General features: G+C 47.1%; 25 protein-coding genes. 14 read left to right on the forward strand and 11 right to left on the reverse strand.

The features are described from left to right. Positions 1-172: 172 nt before the first annotated feature. Entirely contained in the window at positions 173-889 is a 717-nt protein-coding gene (locus BN162_RS14105; protein ID WP_020225758.1) for a MurR/RpiR family transcriptional regulator, read from the forward strand. A 28-nt stretch (positions 890-917) separates the two neighbouring features. Here the strand turns inward: BN162_RS14105 and BN162_RS14110 are convergent, their stop codons facing one another. The 3 genes from BN162_RS14110 to BN162_RS14120 all read right to left on the reverse strand — a co-directional run bounded on the left by BN162_RS14110 (position 918) and on the right by BN162_RS14120 (position 4342). Next, positions 918-2081: a glycoside hydrolase family 88 protein gene (locus BN162_RS14110; protein ID WP_020225759.1), complete on the reverse strand. Its 1164-nt coding sequence runs from the start codon at positions 2079-2081 to the stop codon at positions 918-920. A gap of 656 nt (positions 2082-2737) precedes the next feature. After that, on the reverse strand, positions 2738-3481 hold the full coding sequence (locus BN162_RS14115) for a nitrilase-related carbon-nitrogen hydrolase (RefSeq protein WP_020225761.1): 744 nt from the start codon (positions 3479-3481) through the stop codon (positions 2738-2740). 63 nt (positions 3482-3544) lie between these two features. After that, positions 3545-4342: a methyltransferase domain-containing protein gene (locus BN162_RS14120; RefSeq protein ID WP_020225762.1), complete on the reverse strand. Its 798-nt coding sequence runs from the start codon at positions 4340-4342 to the stop codon at positions 3545-3547. 111 nt (positions 4343-4453) lie between these two features. Between BN162_RS14120 and BN162_RS14125 the strand changes: the two genes are divergently transcribed. From BN162_RS14125 to BN162_RS14160, 8 genes are all read left to right on the forward strand, one after another. Then, the gene (locus BN162_RS14125; RefSeq protein ID WP_020225763.1) at positions 4454-5251 is read left to right on the forward strand and encodes a Cof-type HAD-IIB family hydrolase; all 798 of its coding nucleotides are present in this window, start codon (positions 4454-4456) and stop codon (positions 5249-5251) included. A gap of 89 nt (positions 5252-5340) precedes the next feature. Next, positions 5341-5928 (forward strand): DUF308 domain-containing protein, encoded by a 588-nt coding sequence (locus BN162_RS14130; protein WP_020225764.1) that lies wholly within the window; start codon positions 5341-5343, stop codon positions 5926-5928. A 14-nt stretch (positions 5929-5942) separates the two neighbouring features. Further along, positions 5943-6248 carry a hypothetical protein gene (locus tag BN162_RS14135; RefSeq protein ID WP_020225765.1) on the forward strand — a complete coding sequence of 102 codons (306 nt, stop codon included), beginning with the start codon at positions 5943-5945 and terminating at the stop codon, positions 6246-6248. A gap of 248 nt (positions 6249-6496) precedes the next feature. Beyond that, positions 6497-8050, forward strand: a complete 1554-nt coding sequence (locus BN162_RS14140) for an ABC-F family ATP-binding cassette domain-containing protein (protein ID WP_020225766.1) — start codon at positions 6497-6499, stop codon at positions 8048-8050. 75 nt (positions 8051-8125) lie between these two features. After that, positions 8126-9916, forward strand: coding sequence for a DUF885 family protein (locus tag BN162_RS14145; RefSeq protein ID WP_020225767.1), 1791 nt, complete (start codon positions 8126-8128; stop codon positions 9914-9916). Then, the gene (locus tag BN162_RS14150) at positions 9913-10407 is read left to right on the forward strand and encodes a GNAT family N-acetyltransferase (RefSeq protein ID WP_020225768.1); all 495 of its coding nucleotides are present in this window, start codon (positions 9913-9915) and stop codon (positions 10405-10407) included. The genes BN162_RS14145 and BN162_RS14150 overlap by 4 nt, the downstream gene beginning before the upstream one ends. Before the next feature lie 57 nt (positions 10408-10464). Then, positions 10465-10905 carry a peptidylprolyl isomerase gene (locus BN162_RS14155; RefSeq protein ID WP_020225769.1) on the forward strand — a complete coding sequence of 147 codons (441 nt, stop codon included), beginning with the start codon at positions 10465-10467 and terminating at the stop codon, positions 10903-10905. Between the two features lie 468 nt (positions 10906-11373). After that, positions 11374-11637 (forward strand): helix-turn-helix domain-containing protein, encoded by a 264-nt coding sequence (locus BN162_RS14160; protein WP_020225770.1) that lies wholly within the window; start codon positions 11374-11376, stop codon positions 11635-11637. A gap of 22 nt (positions 11638-11659) precedes the next feature. Here the strand turns inward: BN162_RS14160 and BN162_RS18090 are convergent, their stop codons facing one another. The 3 genes from BN162_RS18090 to BN162_RS14175 all read right to left on the reverse strand — a co-directional run bounded on the left by BN162_RS18090 (position 11660) and on the right by BN162_RS14175 (position 14247). Beyond that, positions 11660-12460: a hypothetical protein gene (locus tag BN162_RS18090; protein WP_020225771.1), complete on the reverse strand. Its 801-nt coding sequence runs from the start codon at positions 12458-12460 to the stop codon at positions 11660-11662. A 258-nt stretch (positions 12461-12718) separates the two neighbouring features. Next, the gene (locus tag BN162_RS14170; protein ID WP_020225772.1) at positions 12719-13216 is read right to left on the reverse strand and encodes a hypothetical protein; all 498 of its coding nucleotides are present in this window, start codon (positions 13214-13216) and stop codon (positions 12719-12721) included. A 98-nt stretch (positions 13217-13314) separates the two neighbouring features. Continuing rightward, positions 13315-14247: a LysR family transcriptional regulator gene (locus tag BN162_RS14175; protein ID WP_020225773.1), complete on the reverse strand. Its 933-nt coding sequence runs from the start codon at positions 14245-14247 to the stop codon at positions 13315-13317. Positions 14248-14426: 179 nt separating this feature from the next. Between BN162_RS14175 and BN162_RS14180 the strand changes: the two genes are divergently transcribed. The 4 genes from BN162_RS14180 to BN162_RS14190 all read left to right on the forward strand — a co-directional run bounded on the left by BN162_RS14180 (position 14427) and on the right by BN162_RS14190 (position 17098). Further along, on the forward strand, positions 14427-15296 hold the full coding sequence (locus BN162_RS14180; RefSeq protein WP_020225774.1) for a YitT family protein: 870 nt from the start codon (positions 14427-14429) through the stop codon (positions 15294-15296). 108 nt (positions 15297-15404) lie between these two features. Next, positions 15405-15563, forward strand: a complete 159-nt coding sequence (locus tag BN162_RS18805) for a hypothetical protein (protein ID WP_006060135.1) — start codon at positions 15405-15407, stop codon at positions 15561-15563. 30 nt (positions 15564-15593) lie between these two features. Further along, positions 15594-16268 (forward strand): TVP38/TMEM64 family protein, encoded by a 675-nt coding sequence (locus BN162_RS14185; RefSeq protein ID WP_020225775.1) that lies wholly within the window; start codon positions 15594-15596, stop codon positions 16266-16268. Positions 16269-16396: 128 nt separating this feature from the next. After that, positions 16397-17098 carry an HAD family hydrolase gene (locus tag BN162_RS14190; RefSeq protein WP_020225776.1) on the forward strand — a complete coding sequence of 234 codons (702 nt, stop codon included), beginning with the start codon at positions 16397-16399 and terminating at the stop codon, positions 17096-17098. Between the two features lie 23 nt (positions 17099-17121). On the opposite strand, the gene BN162_RS14195 is transcribed toward BN162_RS14190, so the two are convergent. The 5 genes from BN162_RS14195 to tgt all read right to left on the reverse strand — a co-directional run bounded on the left by BN162_RS14195 (position 17122) and on the right by tgt (position 22659). Then, a complete protein-coding gene (locus tag BN162_RS14195; RefSeq protein ID WP_020225777.1) occupies positions 17122-18042 on the reverse strand; it encodes a DUF1848 domain-containing protein in 921 nt (306 codons plus the stop codon). Positions 18043-18147: 105 nt separating this feature from the next. Next, a complete protein-coding gene (gene mgtE, locus BN162_RS14200) occupies positions 18148-19491 on the reverse strand; it encodes a magnesium transporter (protein WP_020225778.1) in 1344 nt (447 codons plus the stop codon). A 297-nt stretch (positions 19492-19788) separates the two neighbouring features. Further along, positions 19789-20544 carry an epoxyqueuosine reductase QueH gene (locus tag BN162_RS14205; RefSeq protein WP_020225779.1) on the reverse strand — a complete coding sequence of 252 codons (756 nt, stop codon included), beginning with the start codon at positions 20542-20544 and terminating at the stop codon, positions 19789-19791. Next, entirely contained in the window at positions 20495-21517 is a 1023-nt protein-coding gene (gene queA / locus BN162_RS14210) for a tRNA preQ1(34) S-adenosylmethionine ribosyltransferase-isomerase QueA (protein WP_020225780.1), read from the reverse strand. Before queA ends, BN162_RS14205 begins: the two co-directional genes overlap by 50 nt. 2 nt (positions 21518-21519) lie before the next feature. Beyond that, positions 21520-22659, reverse strand: coding sequence for a tRNA guanosine(34) transglycosylase Tgt (tgt, locus tag BN162_RS14215; protein ID WP_020225781.1), 1140 nt, complete (start codon positions 22657-22659; stop codon positions 21520-21522). Positions 22660-22769: 110 nt separating this feature from the next. Here tgt and BN162_RS14220 point away from each other — a divergent pair, with 110 nt between their 5' ends. Then, the gene (locus BN162_RS14220) at positions 22770-23072 is read left to right on the forward strand and encodes a hypothetical protein (protein WP_020225782.1); all 303 of its coding nucleotides are present in this window, start codon (positions 22770-22772) and stop codon (positions 23070-23072) included. The last annotated feature ends 795 nt before the right edge of the window (positions 23073-23867 follow it).

Raw genomic sequence — 23867 nt, forward strand, 5'->3', positions numbered from 1 at the left:
GTCTCTGTCTTCATTATAACCAAGGGGTTCTTCGTGAACAGACTTTACCTATTTGTTGAGAAAGGATTTTGATTGATTGTCAAAATGATGCGATTGATTGAAAAAATATTTTCATTTCTGCCGTTCTGATTGCAAAACCAGACACACTTTCTATAATGAAAGAGGGACGCTTATGAATATTCGGGAACGGTTGAGAAATACGCATTCGCTGAGCGCGAATGAACGGACGATCGCGGAATATCTGCTTAACCAGACAACAGAGGCCGTAGGCATGGATTATCATCAGCTGGCTGAGCGCTGCCATGTTTCTGTCAGCTGCGTTTTTCGGCTGTGCCGAAAACTGGAGGTCAAAGGCTTTAACGAACTGAAGCTGCGCTTGTCCAAAGAGCTGAATGAGGAACTCAGCCGCTATCGAAACGTGGATTTCAGTATGCCGTTTGGTGCGGATGACAGTCTGGAAAGTCTGACAAACAGCCTGGCTAATGTTTATAAGCAGACGATTGACGACACGATAAGAATGCTCGATATTCAGGAATTCAAGGCCGTTGTTTCGGTTCTGACGCAGGTGCCGCGGATCTTTTTCATCGGCAGCGGAAGCAATCTTCTGATTGGACAAAGCTTGATGCAGAAGCTGCAGGAAATTGGCGTCAATATTCATGTGCCGTCGGAATTCGCTGATGGCCGGCTGGTGTGCAGCAGTGCCGAGGCAGGCAGCGCCGCGCTGGTCGTTTCCTATGCCGGTATTTCCAGCTACATGCTTGAATGTGTAAAGGAACTGCGGCTACGTAAAGTAAAGATCATTTTGATTTCCAGCCGGTTGGATCAGAAGCTGCATTATTTTGCGGATTATCGGCTGTATCTGTGCAGTAAAGAAAAACAGCGCCCGTGAATGACGCTGTTCATGAAACAAATCAGAATTACCAGTACATTTCCCAATCTTTGCTTAAGCGGGTGAGGGCTTCAAAATAGAAATAGTCGCCCCAACTGCAGCATTCATCGACGCCATGCTGACGGCAGCCATTGGTCGGCGTGCTGCGGCAATAAGTGCTGTTGAGCAGCTGACCGTTGGAAATTTTCGGATCTTTGACCGCACAGTGATCGTATAATGCTTTGATCATCCGTTTAGCATCGCTGATCAGCTTATCGGCTTCCACTTTTTCCACGTACTTTGCCATTTCCAGCATGCCGCAGGCAGCAATGGCACTGGCAGAGGAATCGCGCGGTTCATCGCTGCCATCGGTGAAATCAAAGTCCCAATACGGGATCAGATCACTTGGCAGATGATCGATGAAATATTTCGTAACATGCCGGAACAGATCGAGATATTCCGGATTGCGGGTATATTTGTAGCTGATTGCCAGACCGTAAACGCCCCAGCTCTGTCCGCGGGCCCAGGCTGATTCAGCCCGGTTGCCCTGATGCGAAACACCATGCGACGGCTTGCCGGTTTCCGGATCAAAGAAATAGGTATGATAGGTTGAGTAATCCGGGCGGATGACAACGCTTAACGCCGTATGAATATGCTTCAATGCGATTTCACGATACTTTGGATCGCCGCTGACTTCGGTAGCCCAGTACAATAACGGCAGATTCAGCAGGCAGTCAATAATCAGTCGGTAATTATCCTTGGCGCCTAGAGGTCCCCAGGCCTGGATAAATCCGCCTTTTTCCTGGAACCGGGTAATCAGCTTGCCGGCGGCTTTTAATGCCGCTTCTTTGGCTTTTTCATCTTTTAACAGCTTATAAGCTGCGACGCAGGAAGGGGAGTACAGAAAGCCTAAATCATGATGTTCCAGAACAATGTTGCGGTTGACACGGTCTAAAAAGCTGTCCACATGGGTTAAGCCGGTCTGTTTGAAGCAGTCTTCCTTTGTGGCTTCATAGGCCAGCCAGACCTCGCCGGTCCAGAAACCGTTGGTCCATTCGGTATTGTCCATCTGCGGATAGAAATTGTTGACGCTGTTGGGATACTTCATACTGGTGGTGAAGTCGTTCAGGCCGCTGCGGACCTGCTCGACAGCGTAATGGATCGCCTCGTTCAGTTCAGTGTCGGTCAGTTCAGGATAGTTTGCAAAGTTCATGAGAAATCTCCTCTCTATGTCCCTATTGTAGCAAGTTTATGCAAGAAGTTCAACAGCCTTGTATACAAGATGGAATGAAAAGTCAACGATCCCCCATGGAAAGGGAGTAGCGGTTAACGAAGACCCGAATAGAAACCTCCGCTCCATCCCTGAAAACCTCCGGAACGCCGCCGAATTGGCACCCATCGAATGGGCCTGCCTTCAGCGGCAAGAAGATGCTGCGTCTGTTGCGTTGTACGAAACATAAAAGCAATCCGATTGAGGAATACTAAAGATGCTTCTGTGATGAGTGTCAGATCGATTAAGACAAGCTCTCTGAGGATGAGCCTGTCACCATAGTGCAGGTGTTCAAGAAGCAAGGCTCCTCAAGCGTTTTCTCGGGCATAAGAATAAGTCTTGAAAATAGGAGCTCGATCCTAGGTGTTCCGCACAGTCCCTGTAAAAATCCATAACAACTCAAGTATAAAAGTCCTGAATTCACTTTCGAGGAGAAATCCAAGACTTCAATTTGTGTGTCAAGCTAAAGTGAATTTTCACATGGATGAGTGAATGAAATGTGAATTTTCACTCTGTACTATTGAAAAAGTGAAGAACAGCATCGAAGTGAAGGAGGACTTCAAAGCGGTTTCAGCCAGCTTTTTAGAATAAATCCGGCATCATGATTCATCGTCCAGTTGAAGCGTCAGACAGCCTTCCTTATTTAAGGCGAGTTGGTCGTGAATTTGTCCATTTCGATAATAGAAAGCGCCGCCCAGCGACGGATAGGCCGTATCAGGTTCGTCCAGATTGTTGATCAGAAAAACATGTCGGGCGAAGTTCTTTGCCTGAACGGCATAGGCTTCAACTTGTTCCTGCAGCCACTGCGGCAAAGAGAAACAAACATATACCGGCCAGAAAACAAAATCCGGCCGCTGTGTTTTCAATGCAGAAACAACATCGTTCGTCCAGCCATCACCGCACAGCAGTACGCCGATCTGTTTTCCCTGATAAGAGAAGATGCCGCTTTGCTTTCCTTCATGATAGACCAACGGATCCGCTTCCGGAAGTTTCCATCCCGGCGACATCCGCGCATAGTCGAGCAAAATTTCTCCTTGCTTGGAAATCACCAGGTAATTGCTTGTCCAGGCTTCGTTGTGAAAACGCAGGTAACCGACGCCAAGGCCGGAGTTATATGTTTTTGCCAAGCTTTGCAAACGCTGCAGAACTTCGCAATCGTGATCCAGAGCAAACTGCCGATCCTGGTCAGGATCAAAATTCAGACTGTTAAAGCCCTGGATAAACGCCTCACCAAACAGTACAAAATCTTGATCGGGATGTTCGCTCAAAATCTTTTCAATCTGTTTCAGGTTACGCAAGATCTGTCCTGTTGCGGACACGGCGGAAGCTAAGGTAATAAGCATTGAATTTTCACCTCGATTATTTCCCGGGTAATGTTAACTGACGCTTGTTCACGACTTTAGGATTCAGGCTGATTTCTTTTGAAACGTCCGCAGGTTGAATTCGACCTCGGTGCTCAGCTGGCTCAGAGCTTCCAGCTTCTGCTTATCCTGAATTGAGGTTTTGTAATAATACGGAGTCATGGTAAAGAGATCCTGAATCTGCTGGGCTGTATCCAGCTGAATTGTATAGCTTAATGTCTGTTCATCAATCAGTTCAAAATCCGGCGAGCTAAGGGTTTCCTGCGGATTGAGATAGGGTGTATCATAGATAACCTTTTTCAAATCCCATAAATGCCGCGGACCAGGTCCCACGACGATCAGCTTACCCTGATCTTTCAAAACACGGGCATTCTCACGCAGGGCCAGCGGAGCGAAACAAGACCAAATCAGATCCAGCGAATGATCCGGCAGCGGCAGTTCAAAGACAGAGGCCGCGGCAAACCGTACGGAAGGACAGCTACGTCCAGCCTGTTTTAAGGCTTCCTTGGACAAATCTACACCAAAGCATTCACAATTTTCCAACGTTTCACACAGTTCAGTATAATACCCTTCGCCGCAGCCTGAATCCAGAACCGCGCTGGGATTTTCAGCCTGAATCAGCTCAGTGAGTTTTGCTTTCAGCGGCTGATACGCCTGACTGCGCAGAAACCGTGTCCGCGCCTTCACCATTTCCACATTATCGCCATGAATCTTTTTTGACGAACGGATCAGGTTGACATAATGAAAACGCGACAGATCATAGCTATGGCGTTTTTCACATTGATAAACGGACTGGTTCAGCGCCAACGGCAGACCGCAGACCGGACATAGGAATGGAATCATAAGGAACAACCTCTCTTTTCTGTGGATAGTGTAGCATAATTGCAGAAAAAACGGTAAAATAATTCTAACGAACAACCTGCCAAGAAAAAAATATAAAAGGAGAGAGAAATCATGCCGAAAACATTAATTCTGGATATTGACAATACGCTGATTGAAGCCATGAAGGAACTGCAGCCCCGCAGCGAAGCAGCGCTACGCCGCTGGCTGGCCAGGGGGCACCGGCTGGTATTTGCCAGCGGCAAAAATGCCTGTGCTTTGGATGATCTGATTGCTTTGCTGAATATGCGGGAAGGCTGGCATATCGCTTCCAACGGCGGAGTTCTGGCAGAACCTTCCACCGGCCGCTTTGAACGGCTGGCCTGTGTGGGAGCACGCAGCGAGCGATGCATGGAGGTTATGGATGCTCTGTTTATTCCTTATTATGTGTATACATTAGATGAAATTGTCGTTAATCGACGCATGCCACAGGATCAAATTGATCATCTGGAATTTTTGAAAGATCCTAAGGTTGTGCGCCGGAAGTCAATTGATCCACAGGCGGTTGTTAAGCTGCTGATGTTTATTGATGAAACGGATGAAGCGAAGGTTACAATGTTGCAGCATCAGCTGCAGCCGGAATTCCTCGGCCTGCATCTAGTACGCACTAGTTCTCTGCTGCTTGAAATTCACGATCAGCATCAGACCAAAGCTGCCGGCGTTCAGGCTCTGGCAGAGAAGCTGAAGCTGGATCTGAACGAACTGTATGCCGTCGGCGACAGTGAAAATGACATCAGTATGCTGGAAATCGTCGGCCATCCGTACATCGTTGCCAATGCTTCGCAATCGCTGAAAGACCGCGGCTGGCCGCAGCTGGCAAGCTGTCAAGAGGAAGGGGTTGCTGATTTGATTGACGAGCTGTTAAGCTGTTGAGCTTACTACGTTTCTGCCGGTTGACAGAGACGTTAAAGAAGCCAATAATGGAAGTTAGAAATACGTAGTAAAAAATAAGGAGAGGTTTTATGTTTATCTATAATTCTGGACAGCAGGAAAGCTTTTACGAAATGCAGAATAAAATTAACCGCAAGCTGCGGTCTTTGCGCCGCTTAGGGTTAGGTTTGGCTGCTGCGTTAGTCCTGTTGGGAATTGCGCTGCTGCTCTGTCCGCAATCGATTGTTCTGTGGATTGAGCGGGGAATCGCCGTGATCTTAGGTCTGGTCGGAATTCTGGAAATCGTTGATTACCTTTCCACCAGTACCCTGTTTCGCCAGAGCCTGACGATTGTTCGGGGTCTTTTGGATCTGTTGATCGCAGTGCTGCTTCTGCGTGCTGACGCCGCGCAGGTCATCACGATGCTGTCTTTCATTTTGGGGATCAGTGCGCTGCTGATTGGAATTCATAAGCTGGATTATGCGATGAAGTTAAATTACTTCCATGTCGCAGGCTCAGGAATGGCGATTCTGGGCGGTTTGCTTTCGATCCTTGCCGGCATCGGTTTTCTGATCAGTCCGTTAAGTTCGGCGATCGTGCTCACGACGCTGATTGCGGCATATTGTATATTAGGAGGCATTGCGCTGTTCATCGAAATGCTTTCGTTTAAAAATCGGTAAGGGAGGAATCGAAAATGGATTTCAAAAAGCAGGCGGAAAAGATTGTTCAAAACGTGACGCAGGCTGCGGAAAAAGGCACGGAGCTGGCTAAGGACAAGCTGGATCAGACCAAGCGCCAGATTGAACTGAAACGGCAGCTGAAAACGTATGAGGATATGCTGAATACCGCCTATCTGGAAATTGGCCGGACTTATGCCTCAGCACGGGAAGAAAACCGCGATATGCCGGATGTGGAAAACTGGCTGGAACAGGTGCGTACCTCACAGGCAACAATTTCCGAACTGCAGCGTCAGCTGGCTGTATTGAAGAATATTGAGTAATTGACGAAAATGGATCTGTTTGGGATCTTGCTGCCGTACAGGCAGCTTTTTCATTAGGTCGATCAAAGGGAAGACAAATCTATGAGATATGGATCTAGGATTTATTTGGATGTTTCCCTTTTCCTCTTACTTCACACTTTTCAGAAAATGCACTTCATTCCGCGGGATTTTCAGGATAGAATTGACAACCCGGATTCCATTGGGTACACTGAATCCGTTATCTTATAAAACTAAGGAAGGATTAGAGTATGAGTATTTTAACGCTGGAGCACTGCAGCCACAGCTTTGGCGGCCGCAGTATTTTTGAAGACGTTTCGTTTCGTCTGCTGAAAGGCGAACACGTCGGTTTATTGGGCGCCAACGGCGAAGGCAAGAGCACGTTTATGAAAATCATTACGCGCAAGCTGGAACCGGAGGAAGGCAAGATCATTTGGAGCAAGAACGTGAAGGTCGGTTATCTTGATCAGCATGCGGTTTTGGAAAAAGGCATGACCATTCATGATGCACTGGCCCAGGCCTTCGCTGACTTATTTGATATAGAGAAGCAGATCAACGATGGCTATGCGAAGATGATGGAGTGTACGGAAGAAGAAATGAATGAGCTGCTCGAACAGATCGGTGAATGGCAGGACACGCTTGAACATCATGATTTTTACCAGATTGACGTCAAGATTGAGGAAGTCGCGCAGGCGCTGGGACTCAGCGATATCGGCCTGGATCGGGATGTCAGCGAATTGTCCGGCGGTCAGCGGACCAAGATCCTGCTGGCGAAACTGCTGCTGGAAAAGCCGGATATTCTGCTTTTGGATGAGCCGACCAATTATCTTGACGAACAGCACATTCAATGGCTGAAAACCTACCTGCAGAACTATGAGAATGCCTTCATTCTGATTTCTCACGATCTGCCGTTTACCAACGAGGTCGTCAATCTCGTCTACCATGTGGAAAACTGCCGCCTGACCCGCTATGTCGGCAATGTTGATGAATTTCATCGTCTGTATGAGCAGAACAAACTGGCGCTGGAATCGGCCTATCAGCGGCAGCAGCAGGAGATCGCCCGTATGGAGGATTTTGTAGCCCGCAATAAAGCCCGCGTCGCTACCCGCGGCATGGCCAATTCCCGGGCGAAGAAACTGGCTAAGATGGAAAGAATTGAGCTGAGTGCAGAGAAACCCAAGCCGACCTTCCGCTTTCAAATGGGGAAAACGCCGGGCAAGGTCATCTTTTCCGCTAGCGATTTGGTCATCGGTTATGATGAACCACTCTCCAAACCGATGAATCAGGTGCTGGAAAAAGGCCAGAAAATTGTTATCACCGGTGCCAACGGTTTAGGAAAAACAACGCTGATGAAAAGCCTGATGGGCTTAATCGAACCGCTTGAAGGCACCGTCCAGCTGGGAGAGCATGTGGAAATCGGCTATTTTGAACAGGAAATCACCGAGCCGATTCGCCGCACCTGCATTGAAGAGCTGTGGGAAACTTATCCGGCCTATTCTCAATATGAAATCCGCAGTGCTTTGGCCCGCTGCGGATTAACCACCGATCAGATTGAAAGTCAGGTGATGGTGCTTTCCGGTGGAGAACAGGCTAAGCTGCGTTTATGCAAGCTGCTGAATACCCCTTATAATGTGCTGTTTCTCGACGAACCAACCAATCATCTCGATCAGGATGCCAAAGACGAACTGCACAAAGCTATCGCCGAATATCCGGGCACGGTTCTGCTGGTCTGCCATGAAAAAGAATTTTACAGCGATCTGGCTGATACCGTCTGGGATTTAAGTGAAGTCAGTCTGCGCCGTTAGTGAGGTATGGTTTGCCGGTTTAGATGCTACACTAAGGATGACGGGGTTTCCGTCATCTAAAGGAGAAGGAAGAATATGACGCTAAAGAAAATCGGACTGATACTCACAACGGCACTGCTGCTTTTATCCGGCAGCGGCTGCGCGCTGTTTCAATCTAAAAAGCAAGCGGCTCCAGCACCGGAGGCACAGGCAGCAGTTACAGAAGTTCAAAAAGCCTTTGATGCATTTCTCATGGAGGAAACCCGCCGTCAGCTGACACAGGACGGACTGACTCTGCACTTTTCACTGACGGATCCTTCAGCGCTGGGGATTCAGGATGTTCCAACCACGCTGGGCAGTCTGAGTGAAGCCAGCGAGATTGAAAATAAACAAGCCATGGAAGCCGCATTGAACAATTTGCAGCAGTTTGATCCGGATACCCTTACTCCCGTTCAGCAGCTGAACTATCAGCTCCTAAAGCGGGATCTTGAACAATCTTTAGCCATGACCCGCTATGCTCCGCTGCAGTTTTTATTTGAGCCGAATCAAGGATTGATCAGCGCCTTAAACCAGAACTTCCTGGAATTCCGAATCACTTCGGAAGCCGATGTTCAGCTGTATCTGACACTGTTAGCCGATGTTGAACGTTATCTGGACGAAGCCCTGACGTATACGCAGGCCCAGGCAGAGCGCGGATATTTCCTGCAGGACAGCGCTCTGGACAGCACCCTGGCCGAAATCGACCGGTTTGTGGAAAAGGTCGATGATAATGTTTTGATTGTTAATTTTGCAGAGAAGTTAGGTGAACTGGAAGCCTTAAGCGCTGACCAACGTCAAAACTATGCTGATAAAAATGAACAGATCATGAAAGAAAGTTATCTGCCGAGCCTTCATCATGTCCGCGATACACTGGAAAAGCTGCGCGGCAGCGCCAAAGGACAGGGCGGCCTGGCTGCGGCCTATGGCGAACAAGGTCAAGCGTATTATCAGCTGTTAATGCAGTCCAAAACCGCTGGCGATCAAACAATTTTAGAACTGGCCAGCGAGCTGGAAAGCTTCATGCTTCAGAAACTGCAGCGGATGCAAACTCTGCTCCAACAAGATCCCCAGCTTCTCGATAAGCTTGAAAACGTGGAATTCCCGCTTACGGAAGCTACAACACTGTTGCAGCAATATCAAAAGAAAATGACGGAAATCGTTCCGGAAATTCCGCAGATTCGTTACACTGTCAGCTATCTGGATGCCAGCATCGCCAGTGAAAACACCATTGCTTATTATTTGATCCCGCCGCTGGATCAGGAAACCGAAAATATCATCAAGGTCAATCCGGCTTATCAGGATAAAGCTGAAACCCTGTGGTTAACGCTGGCTCATGAAGGATTTCCTGGCCACTGTTACCAACACAATTATTTCCAAACCACCGATCCGCATCCGATCCGCCGTCTGCTTTCTGAAATTGCTTATACAGAAGGCTGGGCCGAGATCATTGCCTTAGAAGCTTACCGCTGGCTGGGGATTACGGATGAAGCTCTGATTGAAGCCCTGCAGATCAATGCCATGTACGGTTATTATCTGCAATGTCTGTGCGATTTAGGCGTGAACGGCCTAGGCTGGAGTCAGGATGATCTGACAGGTTATCTGAGCCATTTCGGCTATGCTGATGCGGCAGAGCAGATCTATTTGGATCTGATTGCCAATCCTGGTGTCTTGCTTCCCTATGGCGTCGGCGAGATGAAAATGGAACAGCTGCGGGATCAGGCCCGCGAAGCGCTGCAGGATCAATTCGGCTTGAAGACTTTTTACCAAGTCATTCTGGATCAAGGCCCGCGCCCGTTTGCATTCATCGAACAGGACATTCAGAATTGGATGGAGGAAACTAAAAAATGAGGATGATTTGTAAAGCCATTCCCCAGGACGCCTGGGGGCTGGCCAAGGTTCACTCGCTGAGCTGGCAGGCTGCCTATGTGGGATTGATCGATCCTGAATTCCTGAAAACCCGCACGCCTGAGCACAGCTATAACATTTTCAGTCAGAATGGCTGTGATTCCATCTGGCTGGCGGAACAAGACGGTCAGATCATCGGATTTTGCCGAATCAGCGAGTCGGAAGAAGCGGGAGAAAAATGCGGCGAAATCGCAGCTTTGTACCTTCTTCCGCAATTTCAGCATCAGGGAATCGGCAGGCGGCTGATTGAGGCTGGGATAGAACAGCTGCGTCAGCACGGATACCCTAGGATTGTCTGCTGGGTTCTAAAATCCAATCAAAATGCCCGTCAATTTTATCAACGCTGCGGGTTTGTTGAAGATCCAGTCGGACAAACGATGATCATGGGTACACCGCAGACAATCCTGCGCTGTCATTTCGATATCAAATCTTGATGCAAGGATTTCGGAAATAGAGTAAAATAAAAAAGAAAGAAAAGGAGCGAACAAACTATGGGTTTAATTCAAGGTAAAATTACAATGGCTAACGGAGCAGAAATTCCATTTGAGCTGTATCCGGACGAAGCGCCGATCACCGTCGCTAACTTCGTTAAGCTGATTAAAGAAGGGTATTATAACGGTAAGACTTTCCATCGCGTCATTCCGCATTTTGTTTCCCAGGGCGGCTGTCCTTACGGCACGGGGGCAGGCGATTTAGGCTACACGATTCCATGCGAAACAAAAAATAATCCGCATAAACATATTGCGGGAGCGCTGTCGATGGCTCATCGCGGCAAGGATACCGGCTGCTGTCAGTTCTTCATCTGTCACGATCCGCAGCCGCATCTGGACGGTGTTCATACGGTTTTTGGTCAGGTGACCGATAATCTTGGTGCTGTTCGGGCAATGCGCAATGGCGATGTCATGACCAAAGTCGAAATTACTGAAGAATAGTTATTCTCAAACGATACTCTGCTTCTCCCAAAGCAATGGCAATGGGATGAGCAGAGTTTTTCTTTTGTCCATGTTGGTTTTCTCATTCTTTCAGCAACGTATTCCTCATTTCCACGGTTAATTGAAAAACGCAGTTTAAAAAAGAATAAAAGTTTGGAAAATATTCAATAGACAACGGCCTAATAATACTGGAAAATAGAGAGTGATAGATGTTGTAATTGATATTAATCAGAAATCCGTTGAGAACAGACAAAGTTTACAACTTTATTTTTCTCGGCAGTTTCTTCGTGATAAAAACTTATGAAATCCTTACTTATCGTTAATTATTCAACTCATTCTTTGACCTCTTTTTCAGCTATTCTTTCAGAATCAATTACCTTGATGCAATCTATTCCCGAATATGGGAATAATTGGGAAATGACGTTGCTATCATAGAACCGCAAAAAACAAAAGAAAGGAAGCTGAATCATGGAATACGTCACATTAATCTCCAACCGAATCAAAGAACTATGCAAACAAAGAGGTAATATTTCATACTACAAATTATCAGAGATGTCTGGCGTCAGCACATCAACATTGGAAAACATCATCAAAGGACATACGAAAAATCCAGGAATTGCAACAATTCATCAATTAGCGCTGGGTTTCAATATGACCATTGCTGAATTCTGCGATTTTGAAGCTATGAATTTGTACGAATTCGTCGAAGAAGAAAACGAAGTCATGGGCTGACGCGTTTTCTTACTCCCATCTATCAAAAAGGCAGTCTTTTTTCAGACTGCCCTTTGCTTTGCTTTTTTAACTTCCGATTGTTTTTCTTGATCGTTTTTTTCAGCCGTTTTTTCTCAAGCTCCGTCAACGGATAATCCAAGGAATAGAGATGCGCATCCTGATATTTGATCTTCTTGTCATACTTGACAATCGCCACCCATTTCAGTTTGTGATCCATCTTGGACTTCTTTGGCCGCAGATACAGCAAGGCGGTATCCAGAATCTCATATTTCTCATTCATGAAATCAATTCGGGCAATCGGCGTCTGCCACTGTCCCTGATAAACAACCAGACCCTTTACCACCAGATATGAATTCTGAATCGTCGTACTGTCAAAAACAAACTCAGCCTGTTCAATCTCTTTCAGATCCCCTGTAAGCTTATCCGCATTTCGTTTTCCAATCAATTCATTGCGGTCGATCAGCAGCTGCACGATCCAGGATAAGAGCAGAATCCCCACAACAATCAGAATCATGAACCAGGAATAAGGACTCTGGAAGAAGAATGCGATTTTTCCGAGAAAGGGGACATGCATCACGTAGATCCCGACGATATCCTGCCGATAGGTTTCATAATCATCCAGCCCTTCATAAGCGTAAGCTTGAGTGAAATACCGTAACCGACCATTATCCTGCATCTCTACTTTTGCAAGCGTATGGGTTAACACGATATCTTCGCCTAGTCGATTTGCATGAAAGGTGATAATTGTACCCGGAACTAATTCTTCATCGGATTTAATACGTTTGGATAAAACTAAGGAATTAGTTGGAATTATTGGCTCCATACTCCCTGTTAAAACAGTATAGAATTGAAATCCAGTTAAATTGATCATCGTATCGGGGAAAAATAACATGCCCAAAATGTAACAAATTAAAACAGAAGAAAACAATCGGAATACCCAATTTATGATCTTTGGTTTTATTCTCCACTTTTTCTTAGTCTCCATGTTCTCATCCCCGCAGTTATTTCTATTTTATCAGTTATTGCTTTGTAGTTAAAGATTCTTTTAAAAAAGCCATCATCGGATGGCTTTTTTAAATACTTAACTATTAGGAACTAACTTTGCAGTTACGGATACGTCTAATTTTGTTGTACCGTCAGCATAAACTTTTGCATCATCAGTAGGTGTAACCTTAACACTGAAATTTTCAAGACTACCAGTAGGGGCAGTATTAGAAGCTGATGTTATTTCGGTGCCACTCTCATTAACAACCGTTGCTGTTACACTTGTTACAGGTGTTTCACCACTTTTTACACTTGCATCAAATTCCCAATGAACACTTCCCTTTTTATCTGCAGGAATCTCTTGAGCTTGTACTTGGATTGGCACTGTGTAAACAGGAGCAGTCTCTCCTAAATCTGATGAAGTTGTAAACTCTGCATCATTAGCAATGGTCGCTGTAACCGTTACTGGTTTTCTTAATGTTACTTTTGCAACGGTTGGATCCGAACTCAACTTATCCCATGCTGCATAAGACCCTGTTGTAGCGGCGACGATGGCGGCGCCGGTTAATAAACCAAGAATTGTTTTTTTGTTCATTATAATATTCCTCCTCATAATAATCAGTATATTATGTCCACGCTTTCATTATAGGGGGAAATGTCGATTTTGGGTAATGCCAATAAAGTATAACCTGGTTATGCTTTTGCTGGAATGGACTGATTCAGCGGGGCGAGGAATAGGTTCAGGAATAAACGGGCTTCATCAGATAAGGTCTGCCGCTGACGATGCAGCCAAACCAGATGACGCTGAATATGACCATCTTCCAGACGAATGCTGGCAATTCCGCCCTTTTTGAGATCTTCAATCTGCCAGCGGTTGCCGAACATGAAGGCATCGCTGTGTTTCAGCAAGTTGATGATCGTATGATAGTTGTTGACCGTGATGATCCGTTTGAATTGAGAAAGCTCGGTATCACCGATCTTGACGGTATAATTAAGGCGGGTGAAGAAGTCTTCCGGAGTATGCAGATAGATCATCGACAACAACGAAGAAGCTTTCACGGTGTCCGCTTGGGCTAACGCATGCTTTTGCGATAAATGAACATAAACTGAACCTTTGTCAATGACATGCATTTCCAGCTCATGAATCTTACAAACTCTTTGCAATGTTCGATACTGGACGGTGTTCAAGGCCAGAATTGCAATTTCTGAGGCCTGACTGCGCACATTGTTGATCGCTTCTTCAATGCCCGTTTCCCGAATATCGATAAATGAATGATCGCTGTTCACAGAAGAAAAATACTTTTGGATAATCGAATCCTGAAGCAGGATCATCGCGGTGGAAACACGCAGCCGGGTTTCGATGCAGGAACCAAATGTTTTCTTCAGCCGTTCAATTTCCTCAAACTGGGAAAGAATGCTGCGGGCATAATAATACAGGTTCTGGCCTACGGTCGTTATTTCAATTCCGTGATTATTGCGGATTAACAACTGGACACCCAATTCTTTTTCCAGCGCCTTGACTGTGCGCGTGAGGACAGGCTGGCTGATGTAAAGCAGCTCCGCAGCCTTATTGATACTTTTTTGATCGACGATCGCTACATAATAAGACAATGCTTTTACATCCATAAGAAAACCTCTTTCCTCTTCCTTTTTATCATATCATAAAATTGATAAGCCGGTTAGAAAATTGTCCTGATTTGAACAATCAAAAAAGCTTTGATGAAATCGTACAAAATAGACTGGAAGAAACGCCGGGGTTCATATAAAATAGGAGAGGTTCTATTATCCAATAGGAGGATCAGGCCATGAAGCGTCACTCGCAAGTTTATGAATATTTGATGATTATTATCGGTTCCGCCTTGTTTGCGGCCTCAATTAATTTGTTTGTCGTTCCCGTGAACCTTTATAACGGAGGCATTGTCGGTTTGGCTCAGATCATCCGAACGGTGCTGACCAGTCGGCTGAATCTGAACTTTAATTTTGATATCGCCGGCGTGATTAACTTTCTGTTCAACATTCCGCTGTTTATTCTGGCCTACCGTTCGCTCAGCCGGAAATTCTTTCTCGGTACGCTGCTTTCGCTGATCACGCAGACGATCTGTTTCTCACTGATTCCGATTCCGGTGGTGCCGATTCTGGAAGATGTGCTGGCTTCGCTCATCATCGGAGCGATCGTCGGGGCGCTGGGCGTGGGGATGACACTGGTTCATGGCGCTAGCGGCGGAGGCACGGATATCTTAGGCGTATATGCGGCGCTGCATTGGAAATCGTTCAGTGTCGGCAAGCTTCAGCTGGCGTTTAATGCTTTGATCTATTGTCTGTGCGCGTTCTTGTTTGATCTGCCGATTGCGATTTACAGTATTATCTATGCGGCGGTCTATTCGTTTGTGCTGGATAAAGTTCATCTGCAGAATATTGAAATGAGCTTGATGATCTTCACGAAAAATCCGGAGATTAAAACTAAGATATTAAAGGATTTTGTACGCGGCGTGACGTACTGGAAAGGTTTGGGCGCCTATACGCAGACTGAAACCGAGGTGCTGGTCACGATTGTATCCAAGGATGAAGTCAATGAACTGCGGCGGATGATTACGCAGATGGATCCCAAAGCATTCATCATCGTCAATGAAGGTTTGCAGATTACAGGCAATTTCATCAAGCGTCTGGTTGAATAGGGAAAGGTCAAAATTTGAACGAAAAGGAAAGAATTCGACAAAACTTGTCAGAATTCCGCTATATTCAAAGTGAACCTTTCATGTTAAAATAGAAACGAGGTGTTAGATATGAAAATTGAGTTTAAACAGTTGAATGAACTCGCGCAGAAAAAGGCAGAGAAACTGTTAAAGGAAATCAGCTTAACGGTGAAAGATGTTGATTTTGATGTAACAGGCGCAGATATTACGATGATCGTCAAAACGACACAGGAAGTTATTCATCTTTAAATCACTGGGTTTCCTGGTGATTTTTTCTTTATGAGAAAGCAGCGAAAGTGGAACCGGCTGCAGATGATTTCGGCAGCGGCGGGCGTGCTTTTGATCGTGCTGGCGGTCGTCGATTTTCTTCCGGCTGTGAACCAGTTATTAAAAAGCGGCGACGAACAAGCCATTCGACAATATTTTGAGGCATTGGGAATCAACGGCGTCCTGTTTTTAATTCTGCTTCAGGCGGTGCAGGTCATGACTTCCCTGATTCCGGCGCTGTCGCTGCAGGCGGCCGCCGGGGCAAGCTATGGCCCTTTGATCGGGACTGCTGTGATTTTGATTGGAATGGTGCTGGGCAACGGCATTGTCTATTTGTTTGCGGAAAGACTGCTGGATCAGCTCTCACCGCAGTCGCGAATCGCTCAGATGCTGGATCGCTTTCATCACTGGCTGGCAGGAAAAAACAAAGAACTGTATTGTTTTGTGATGTTTCTGCTGCCGATTCTGCCGAATTTAGTGAAGCCTTATCTGGCGGCTGTTTCTGATATTCGCCGGCCGGTTTTTCTGTTTACCTGCACGGTGGGTTCGATTATTCCGGTTCTGGCTGGTACGCTGATCGGTAATTTTTTGATTGAAGGACGAATGCGGGAAGCGGTCATCGTGGCGGTGGTAGCGGTCATTGCCGCCGTGGGAGCGATGCTGTGGCAGAAACACCACTCTTCATAAGGCCGGGCAGGGCGGCGCTGAGTCCTTTGCTTTCACCGTTAAGCTATTTTGACAATCCGATCGGATTGTTCGCTTTTCTTTCATTGCCAATTTGTGTATAATGAAACCATTGTGAAAGGAATCTCACTATGAAAAAAACGTTATTATTTGATTTGGACGGCACGCTGCTGCCGATGGATCAGGATCAATTTGTCCAGAGTTACTTTTCCCGGCTGGCAAAGAAAATGGCAGACAGGATTGACCCTAAGCAGTTAGTCGATACGATTTGGAAGGGCACCGGCGCGATGATTATGAACGATGGCCGGGCGACCAACGAACAGGTGTTCTGGCAGGTGTTTGACAAATTAACAGGTCTGCACCATGAAACGCTGGAAGAAGAATTTTTCGATTATTATAAAAACGAGTTTAATGAAGCAGTGGAAGCCTGCGCGCCGACGCCGCTGGCCAATGAAATTGTCCGCGCTTTGAAGGCGAAAGGATATACGCTGGTGCTGGCGACCAATCCGATCTTTCCGCGGGTTGCGACAGAGAACCGAATTCGTTGGGCAGGATTGGACCAAAATGATTTTGCCTGGATCACAACCTTTGAGAGCTGCCGCTATTGCAAGCCGAATCCGAAATACTATGAGGAGATCCTGAACCGCCTGCAGCTGGATCCAAAGCAGTGCGTGATGATCGGCAATGACGTCAAAGAAGACATGACGGCCCGTTCGCTGGGGATGGAAGGCTGGCTGATTACCGACTGTCTGCTGAACACGGAAAAGCTGCCGGTGGAATGTGAGTTTGAAGGAACACTGGCTGAGCTGCTTAAGAAAATTGAAACACTGTAAAAAAGAATCGAAAAAGAAAAAGTCTAAAACAGGCGAAGCTGCCGTTCAGACTTTTTTTTCGTAACGATTTGATCATCCGGCTGCAGATGACCGATCAACAAAGACGATTCGGGATCATGTTGTGCCATCCGTGAGGTAATCTGCGCTTCGTCAAAATTGGCGTAGCAATAACGGCAATGATGCGCGCAGCAGTTGTATTCACCCAGATCTGTTACCTGCAGGCAATGGCAATGCGGGCGGGCCTGAGTCAGGGGATAATCCAATTTTCGCCCGGTCAACACTTCCAGCCAAGCCGCGTCCATACAGCTGCGGTTGACGATTCCGGCTCTTTGAAGATCAAGATCTTCGGCACAGAGCTGCAGCTGCATGCCGTATTGTTTGCCGATCTGCGCCAGCTGCGGCGCTAATTGCCGAAAGCGGTCAAGGGAATCCGGCAGCCAGTTCAGCTCACGCTGATGCCGGCGGGTATTCTTATAAAGATCCAGATGACTGAGGATCACCTGTGTGCAGGCCCCGCTTAGCTGTCTGCAGCAGCGCTCAAAGGCCCGCAGGTGAAACACTTCGTCATACCGCGGGGAGAAGAAGATCGGATCATACCGCAGGATCATGTGCGAAGAACCCAGCCGGTCCGCCAGCTTGCGGAAGCTGTCCAGGACGATCCGTTTGTCGGGAAGTCCCGGTTCAATTTCCGGCCCGTAGGGCGTGACTGTAACCTGAAAACCCACCGCATATTCGCGGAAGACATCCATCTTATCCAGCATTGGAGTCGGATTTTTCGTGATGAAAATCACCGCATCCACTTGACTTGGCGAACAATCCAGCCGCAGGATCTGATGCGGGACAAAGGGGTTGCGGACATCGACAAGGCCCGCCTGAAACCGCCGGCAAAGCCAGTCGCTGTAAAAGGCACAAAGATCGGTACGCTGGGAACAACAAAGAATCATTTATCCCACCTCCTTGATCTGCTTGAAAATATAGCACAACCACCGCAAAAAAGGCAGTCCTTTGACTGCCGCTGAATTTGAAATCATCGGAAAGCTGCGCTTGGATTACATCAAAAAAGGTAAGAATAAAGTCGCCAATCCGAGGAAAAAGAAGAAGCCCAGCACATCGGTCACGGTGGTGACAAATACCGAAGAAGCTAGCGCGGGATCCACATTGATCTTTTTCAGGATGACTGGCACCGCATACCCGGCAATCGTCGCAAACGCCATGTTTAAAAGCATGGCCAAGCCGACGACCAGACCGAAGATCGGATTGCGCTGCATCAGGCCGCAGATCAAGGCAACAACCAGACCAATGCTTACGCCGCTCAAAACACCCACGCCGAATTCCTTGAAGAAGACCCGCCGGGCATTTTCACCGGTCAGCTCACCCAGCGCAATACCGCGGACAACAATCGTCAAAGACTGTGTTCCGGCGTTGCCGCCCATCCCGGCGATGATCGGATTGACCGCCGCCAAAGCGACGACTTTTTCAATCGTATCGGAGAAAACGGCGACGACCGAGGAGGCCAGAAAGGCGGTAAGCAGGTTGATAAACAACCACGGCAGACGGCTTTTCAATGATTCAATCAGACTGCCGTCAACTTTTTCTTCCTCATTGATCTGCGCCAGACGATGAATATCTTCGGTATTTTCTTCTTCAATGATATCCATGACGTCATCGACGGTAATGACGCCGAGGATGCGATCCTGTTCGTCCACGACCGGCATCATTAAGAAATTATACTTACTGAAAATCCGCGCGACTTCTTCCTGATCGGTCGGCGCCGGAACTGAGATGACGTTGGGGTTGGCAATGTCGCGAATCAAAGTTTCAAAGCTGTGAGCTACGATTTCACGCAGCGATACAACCCCGGTCAGCACCTTGTTTTGATCGACGACATATAAATAATAAGCCATTTCTGCATCCTGCGCTTCTTTCTGCAAATACAGAAGCGTCTGCATGACGCTCATTTGATCAGACAGGCAGATAAACTCCGTCGCCATCAAACCGCCGGCGGTTTCCGGATCATAGCTCAGCAGCGTGCGGACTTCCTGCCGGTCCTCAATGTTCATCTTGCTTAAAACTTCTTCCGATTCAGCCTCATCCAGAACCGAAACTAAATCGGTGATTTCATCGGAAGACATTTCTTCCAGGATGACCCGCTGTTCCGTGTCGGAGAAGTGGGATAACAGACCGTATTTTTCCTCGTCTTCTTCCTCATCGACAATTTCCGCCAGAATCTCCGACGGCAGCCGCTTCATGATCTGATCTTCATCTGCCTTATATTCATGGATGACTTCCAGAATATCGACCGGATGGATAAATTCGATCATTTCCGCCAGTTGTTCATCGGTGGCGTGCAGCAGAAAATTCCGCAGTTCCTCTTTGCTGATTTCCAGTTTCATAGCGTTCTCCTTCATCCGTAAAAACACCGGGGCTGAGCTGTATTCTTGTTCGCGCTCAAACTGCCGGCAAGCGCAGTGTTGCTGATTCCAATTTAAAAAGCCAAGGTAGAAAAGCTTCTCAATGATTTTATTATAGACTTATTCTGCCTGGCAAAACAACCATTCCGGCATTTATTTTCTGCCCTCTCTTCCAGTTTGCTGGCAAGTGAAAAGCTGTTCGCGGGTAAAACAAAAGCCGAAGCCCTGCAGTCAATCCGCGGTCACAGAAGGATGATCGCTGAAAAAAGAAAAGAAACTTCAGACTTGATTCGCTGAAGTTTCTTCGATTTTTCGTTGCTTGTCTTCCTGTCGTTTCTCATAGGAATAAAGACAGCCGCAGTAATCCTGACGGTACAGCTGATGCAGCCGCGACAGTTCCTGCCCCCGGTCGATGCCTTTTTTCTTTTTGAAATCAGAATAGAAGTAAGGGACATTCGGATATTTATGCGAAAGCTGGCGGCCGATTTCATTCAGCTTTTGACTGTTCTTCTGCCGGCTGATCGTCATGACTGTCGTGAAATAGTCATAATGATGCTCGCTGGCATAACGATACGCTTCATCCATGCGCAGACCATAGCACAGAAAGCAGCGTCCCCCACCTTCCGGCACGTCCTTGAGCACCGCCAGCCGAGCCGTAAATTCCTTATTGCGGTAGGGCGGAACAATCAGTTGGACAGGATGAGGAAGTGTGGGATTGACCTCTTCTAGATAACGCTTCAGTTCTTCTAAGCGGCGCTGATATTCTGCCGCTGGATAAATGTTGGAATTGTTGTAATAGATCGTCACTTCAAAGACGCCGCTCAGAAATTCCAGCGGGAAAGCGCTGCACGGAGCGCAGCAGGCGTGCATCAGCAGCTTGGGATGTCTTCCCTCAGCCTGAATCCGCGTCATTTCCTCCACGCTCATCTTCCAGTAGTTGATCTTTGGTTTTGCTTGAATCGCTGGATTGTTTTTCTCCATACGCTTATTCAATAAACATGCTGTCACCGAAGGAGAAGAACCGATATTGCTCATCGATCGCCGCCTGGTAGGCCTTCATGATCTGCTCCTTGGTCGCAAAGGCGCTGACCAACATAACCAGCGTAGACTTGGGCAGATGGAAGTTGGTGATCAAGCCGTCAATCGCTTTGAACGTGTAGCCGGGATAAATGAAGATATCCGTATCTTCATGACATTCGCGGAACTCTCCGTATTTGCTCATGATCGCTTCCAGCGTTCGGCAGCTGGTCGTGCCGACCGCAATGATCCGCCGGCCTTCCGCTTTGGCTTGGTTGAGGCGGCCAGCCGTTGCCTGATCCATCATGAAGAATTCCGAATGCATGTGATGATCGGCGATATCCTCGGTGTCCATCGGACGGAATGTACCCAAGCCGACATGCAGCGTGATGTCTTCAACTTCGACGCCCATGGCCTTTAATTGATCGAACAGTTCCGGTGTAAAATGCAGTCCGGCCGTCGGTGCCGCTGCGGAACCCTTAACCTTGGCATAAACCGTCTGGTAGCGTTCCGGATCGTTTAATTTTTCCTTGATGTAAGGCGGCAGCGGGACATTGCCCAGCTTCTCAAGAATCTCATAGAAAATTCCGTCATAGATCATCCGGAACTGCCGAAGTCCTTTTTCACCGATGCCGATGCATTCCGCTTTCAGCTCGCCTTCGTTAAAGGAAATGACTGTGCCCAGCTTGACAACTTTAGCATTGCCGACCAGACACTCCCATTCATCCCCATCCTGACGCAGCAGCAGCAGTTCCACATGCGCGCCGGTTTCCTCTTTGGTGCCGAACAGGCGTGCCGGAATGACGCGGGTGTTGTTGCGCACCAGAACGTCGCCCGGTTTCAGATAATCTACAAGTTCATAGAAATGCCGATGCTCAATTTCACCGGTAGCGCGATGCAGAATCAACAGCCGTGAGGCTGAACGTTTTGCCAGCGGCGTCTGAGCAATCAGCTCCGGCGGCAGATCAAAATCAAATTCACTTGTTTTCATCGTCAGAACCCCCTCGAATCGACACTGTTCAAGTTGTATTTCTTAAACAGTTCAGCTTTAAAATCACCGAAGCGGTCTTCCCGGATCGCTTTTCTGGCTTGTTCTGTCAAGCTTAACAGAAACCGCAGATTATGGATCGACATCAAACGGCTGCCCAAACCTTCATTGCAGCGGAACAGGTGCCGCAGATAGGCCCGGCTGTAATTTTTGCAGGTGTAGCAGTCACATTCCGGATCCAGAGGACCGAAATCTTCCTCATAATCCTGTTTCTTAATGTTGATCCGACCCTGTGAGGTCATCAAGGTACCGTGGCGGGCAATCCGAGTCGGCAGAACGCAGTCGAACATATCGACGTTGCGCAGAATTCCTTCCAGGATCGCATCGACCGATCCGACGCCCATCAAATACCGCGGTTTTTCCCAAGGCAGATATTTGACGCTGTAATCAATCATCTTATACATCGTTTCCTTTGATTCTCCAACTGAGGTACCGCCGATGGAATAGCCTGGGAAATCCATTTCCGCCAGGGTTTTGGCACACATCTCACGCAGATCCTGATACTCTCCGCCCTGTACAATGCCGAATAAGGCTTGATCTTCAGGGCGCTGATGAGCGTCTTTGCCGCGCTTTGCCCAGCGCAGCGTTCGCTCAACACTGTTTTTCATGTAATCGTAGGAACAAGGATAAGGCGCACATTCATCAAAACTCATGATGATGTCTGCTCCGATCTTGTTTTGGATCTGAATTGATTTTTCCGGACTTAAAAATAAGGTGGAACCATCCAGATGGCTCTTGAAGGTAACGCCTTCTTCTTTAATTTTGCGCCGATCTGCCAACGAAAAGACCTGAAATCCGCCGCTGTCCGTCAGCATCGGTCCCGAATAATTCATGAATTTCTGGACGCCGCCGGCTTTATCGACAATGTCTTCACCCGGCCGCAGCCACAAGTGATAAGTGTTGGCCAGAATGACCCCGGCCCCCAAAGCCTTAATTTCCTCCGGGGACAGGAATTTCACCGTCGCCAGGGTGCCGACAGGCATAAACATCGGCGTTTCTACGTCGCCATGCGGCGTATGCAGGATGCCGCAGCGGGCACCTGACTGTTTGCACACATGGGTAATCTCAAATTGAATTGCACTCATATATTTTTTCACCGCCACTATTCTAACATAAAAGACCCGGCCCTGAAAGGAAAAGCCGGAATAAGCTGTGTTTCACCAGCATAAGCCTAAAGCAAGAGGAGGCCTGAATGATGGAAGAAAATAAAGAAGAGATTCAATGGATCACTAAGATACGCCGGCACTTTAATCTGCGGATCGAAATTTACAAACGTAAAAAAACAATCAAACAATGCAAAAAGGAAATCCTCCAGACAACTTTGCAGCTGGGAAAGGTGACTTATCAATGCTTTTTAAATCAGAAGGAAAGTGAAGAGATCGCCGCTTTGTCTTCTTACATCCAGCAGCGTTTAGCGACGGTTGCAGAATTGGAGCAGCAGATCCAACAGCTCAGACAAGGAGAAGAAGAACAGGATTTCCTTGATGCGATGTTTTAACGTTGGATTGGGTTTGATCAGCCAGAGAAGAAAAGGAACAGCAGGAAACTGTAGCAAACAGAATTGTCTTTTCATCCTATTATATAGGACAGATTATATTAGGACTGAGTGTTCGTTGAGTTTTGTAGAAGTAAAGACAGGAAAAAAACATCGGTGTAGATCAGGCAAGGGGTGGATAACCTTGCTTTTTCTGTTGGAGCTGAGATTAACCAAAGGCGTAAAGTTTGGTGGAATAAGCGAAATCGTATAGGGGTGATGCTGCTCATCCGATCACACAGGATCCAGTATCGAATCATAAAGATTAAGGATGTCCTACCTCATTGAAAGGAAAGAATATCCGAACCTATCCAGTCAGGCGAATCGATCTCTTTCATTGGGTGATAGTATCTGAGCCTTTGTGATGGAAAGGATTCAATATCGGAGAAAAGATTCAATGCAAAGTCTTAAAGATGCTGAAGCAGAATTTGAGAAAAAGGACTGCTTGGAAAAAACGAATTCCTGATAGGTATACAAAGCTTAAGTTCCTGGTTGTTGAAAGTCAGAAAGAAAAAGAGAGAAAGAAAAAGACAGCACGAAAGAGATACGGAAAGATCGGGACAGAGTAAGACCGACATAATAACAAGAACCAACAAAACAGGAAAAACGCACAAATAGAGAATCAGAAAGGAATTCAAAAACAGAAGGACCCAGGAATGAAATCCTTAACGAATTCATAAAAGCCCTTGAAAATAAGGCGTTGTTACGAATTTCAAGCAGGCGGAGTCAAGGAGGGATGCAAAAAGCCGACAAAAAAAT

The sequence above is a fragment of the Holdemania massiliensis AP2 genome (assembly GCF_000327285.1).
Taxonomy (GTDB): Bacteria; Bacillota_I; Bacilli_A; order Erysipelotrichales; family Erysipelotrichaceae; genus Holdemania; species Holdemania massiliensis.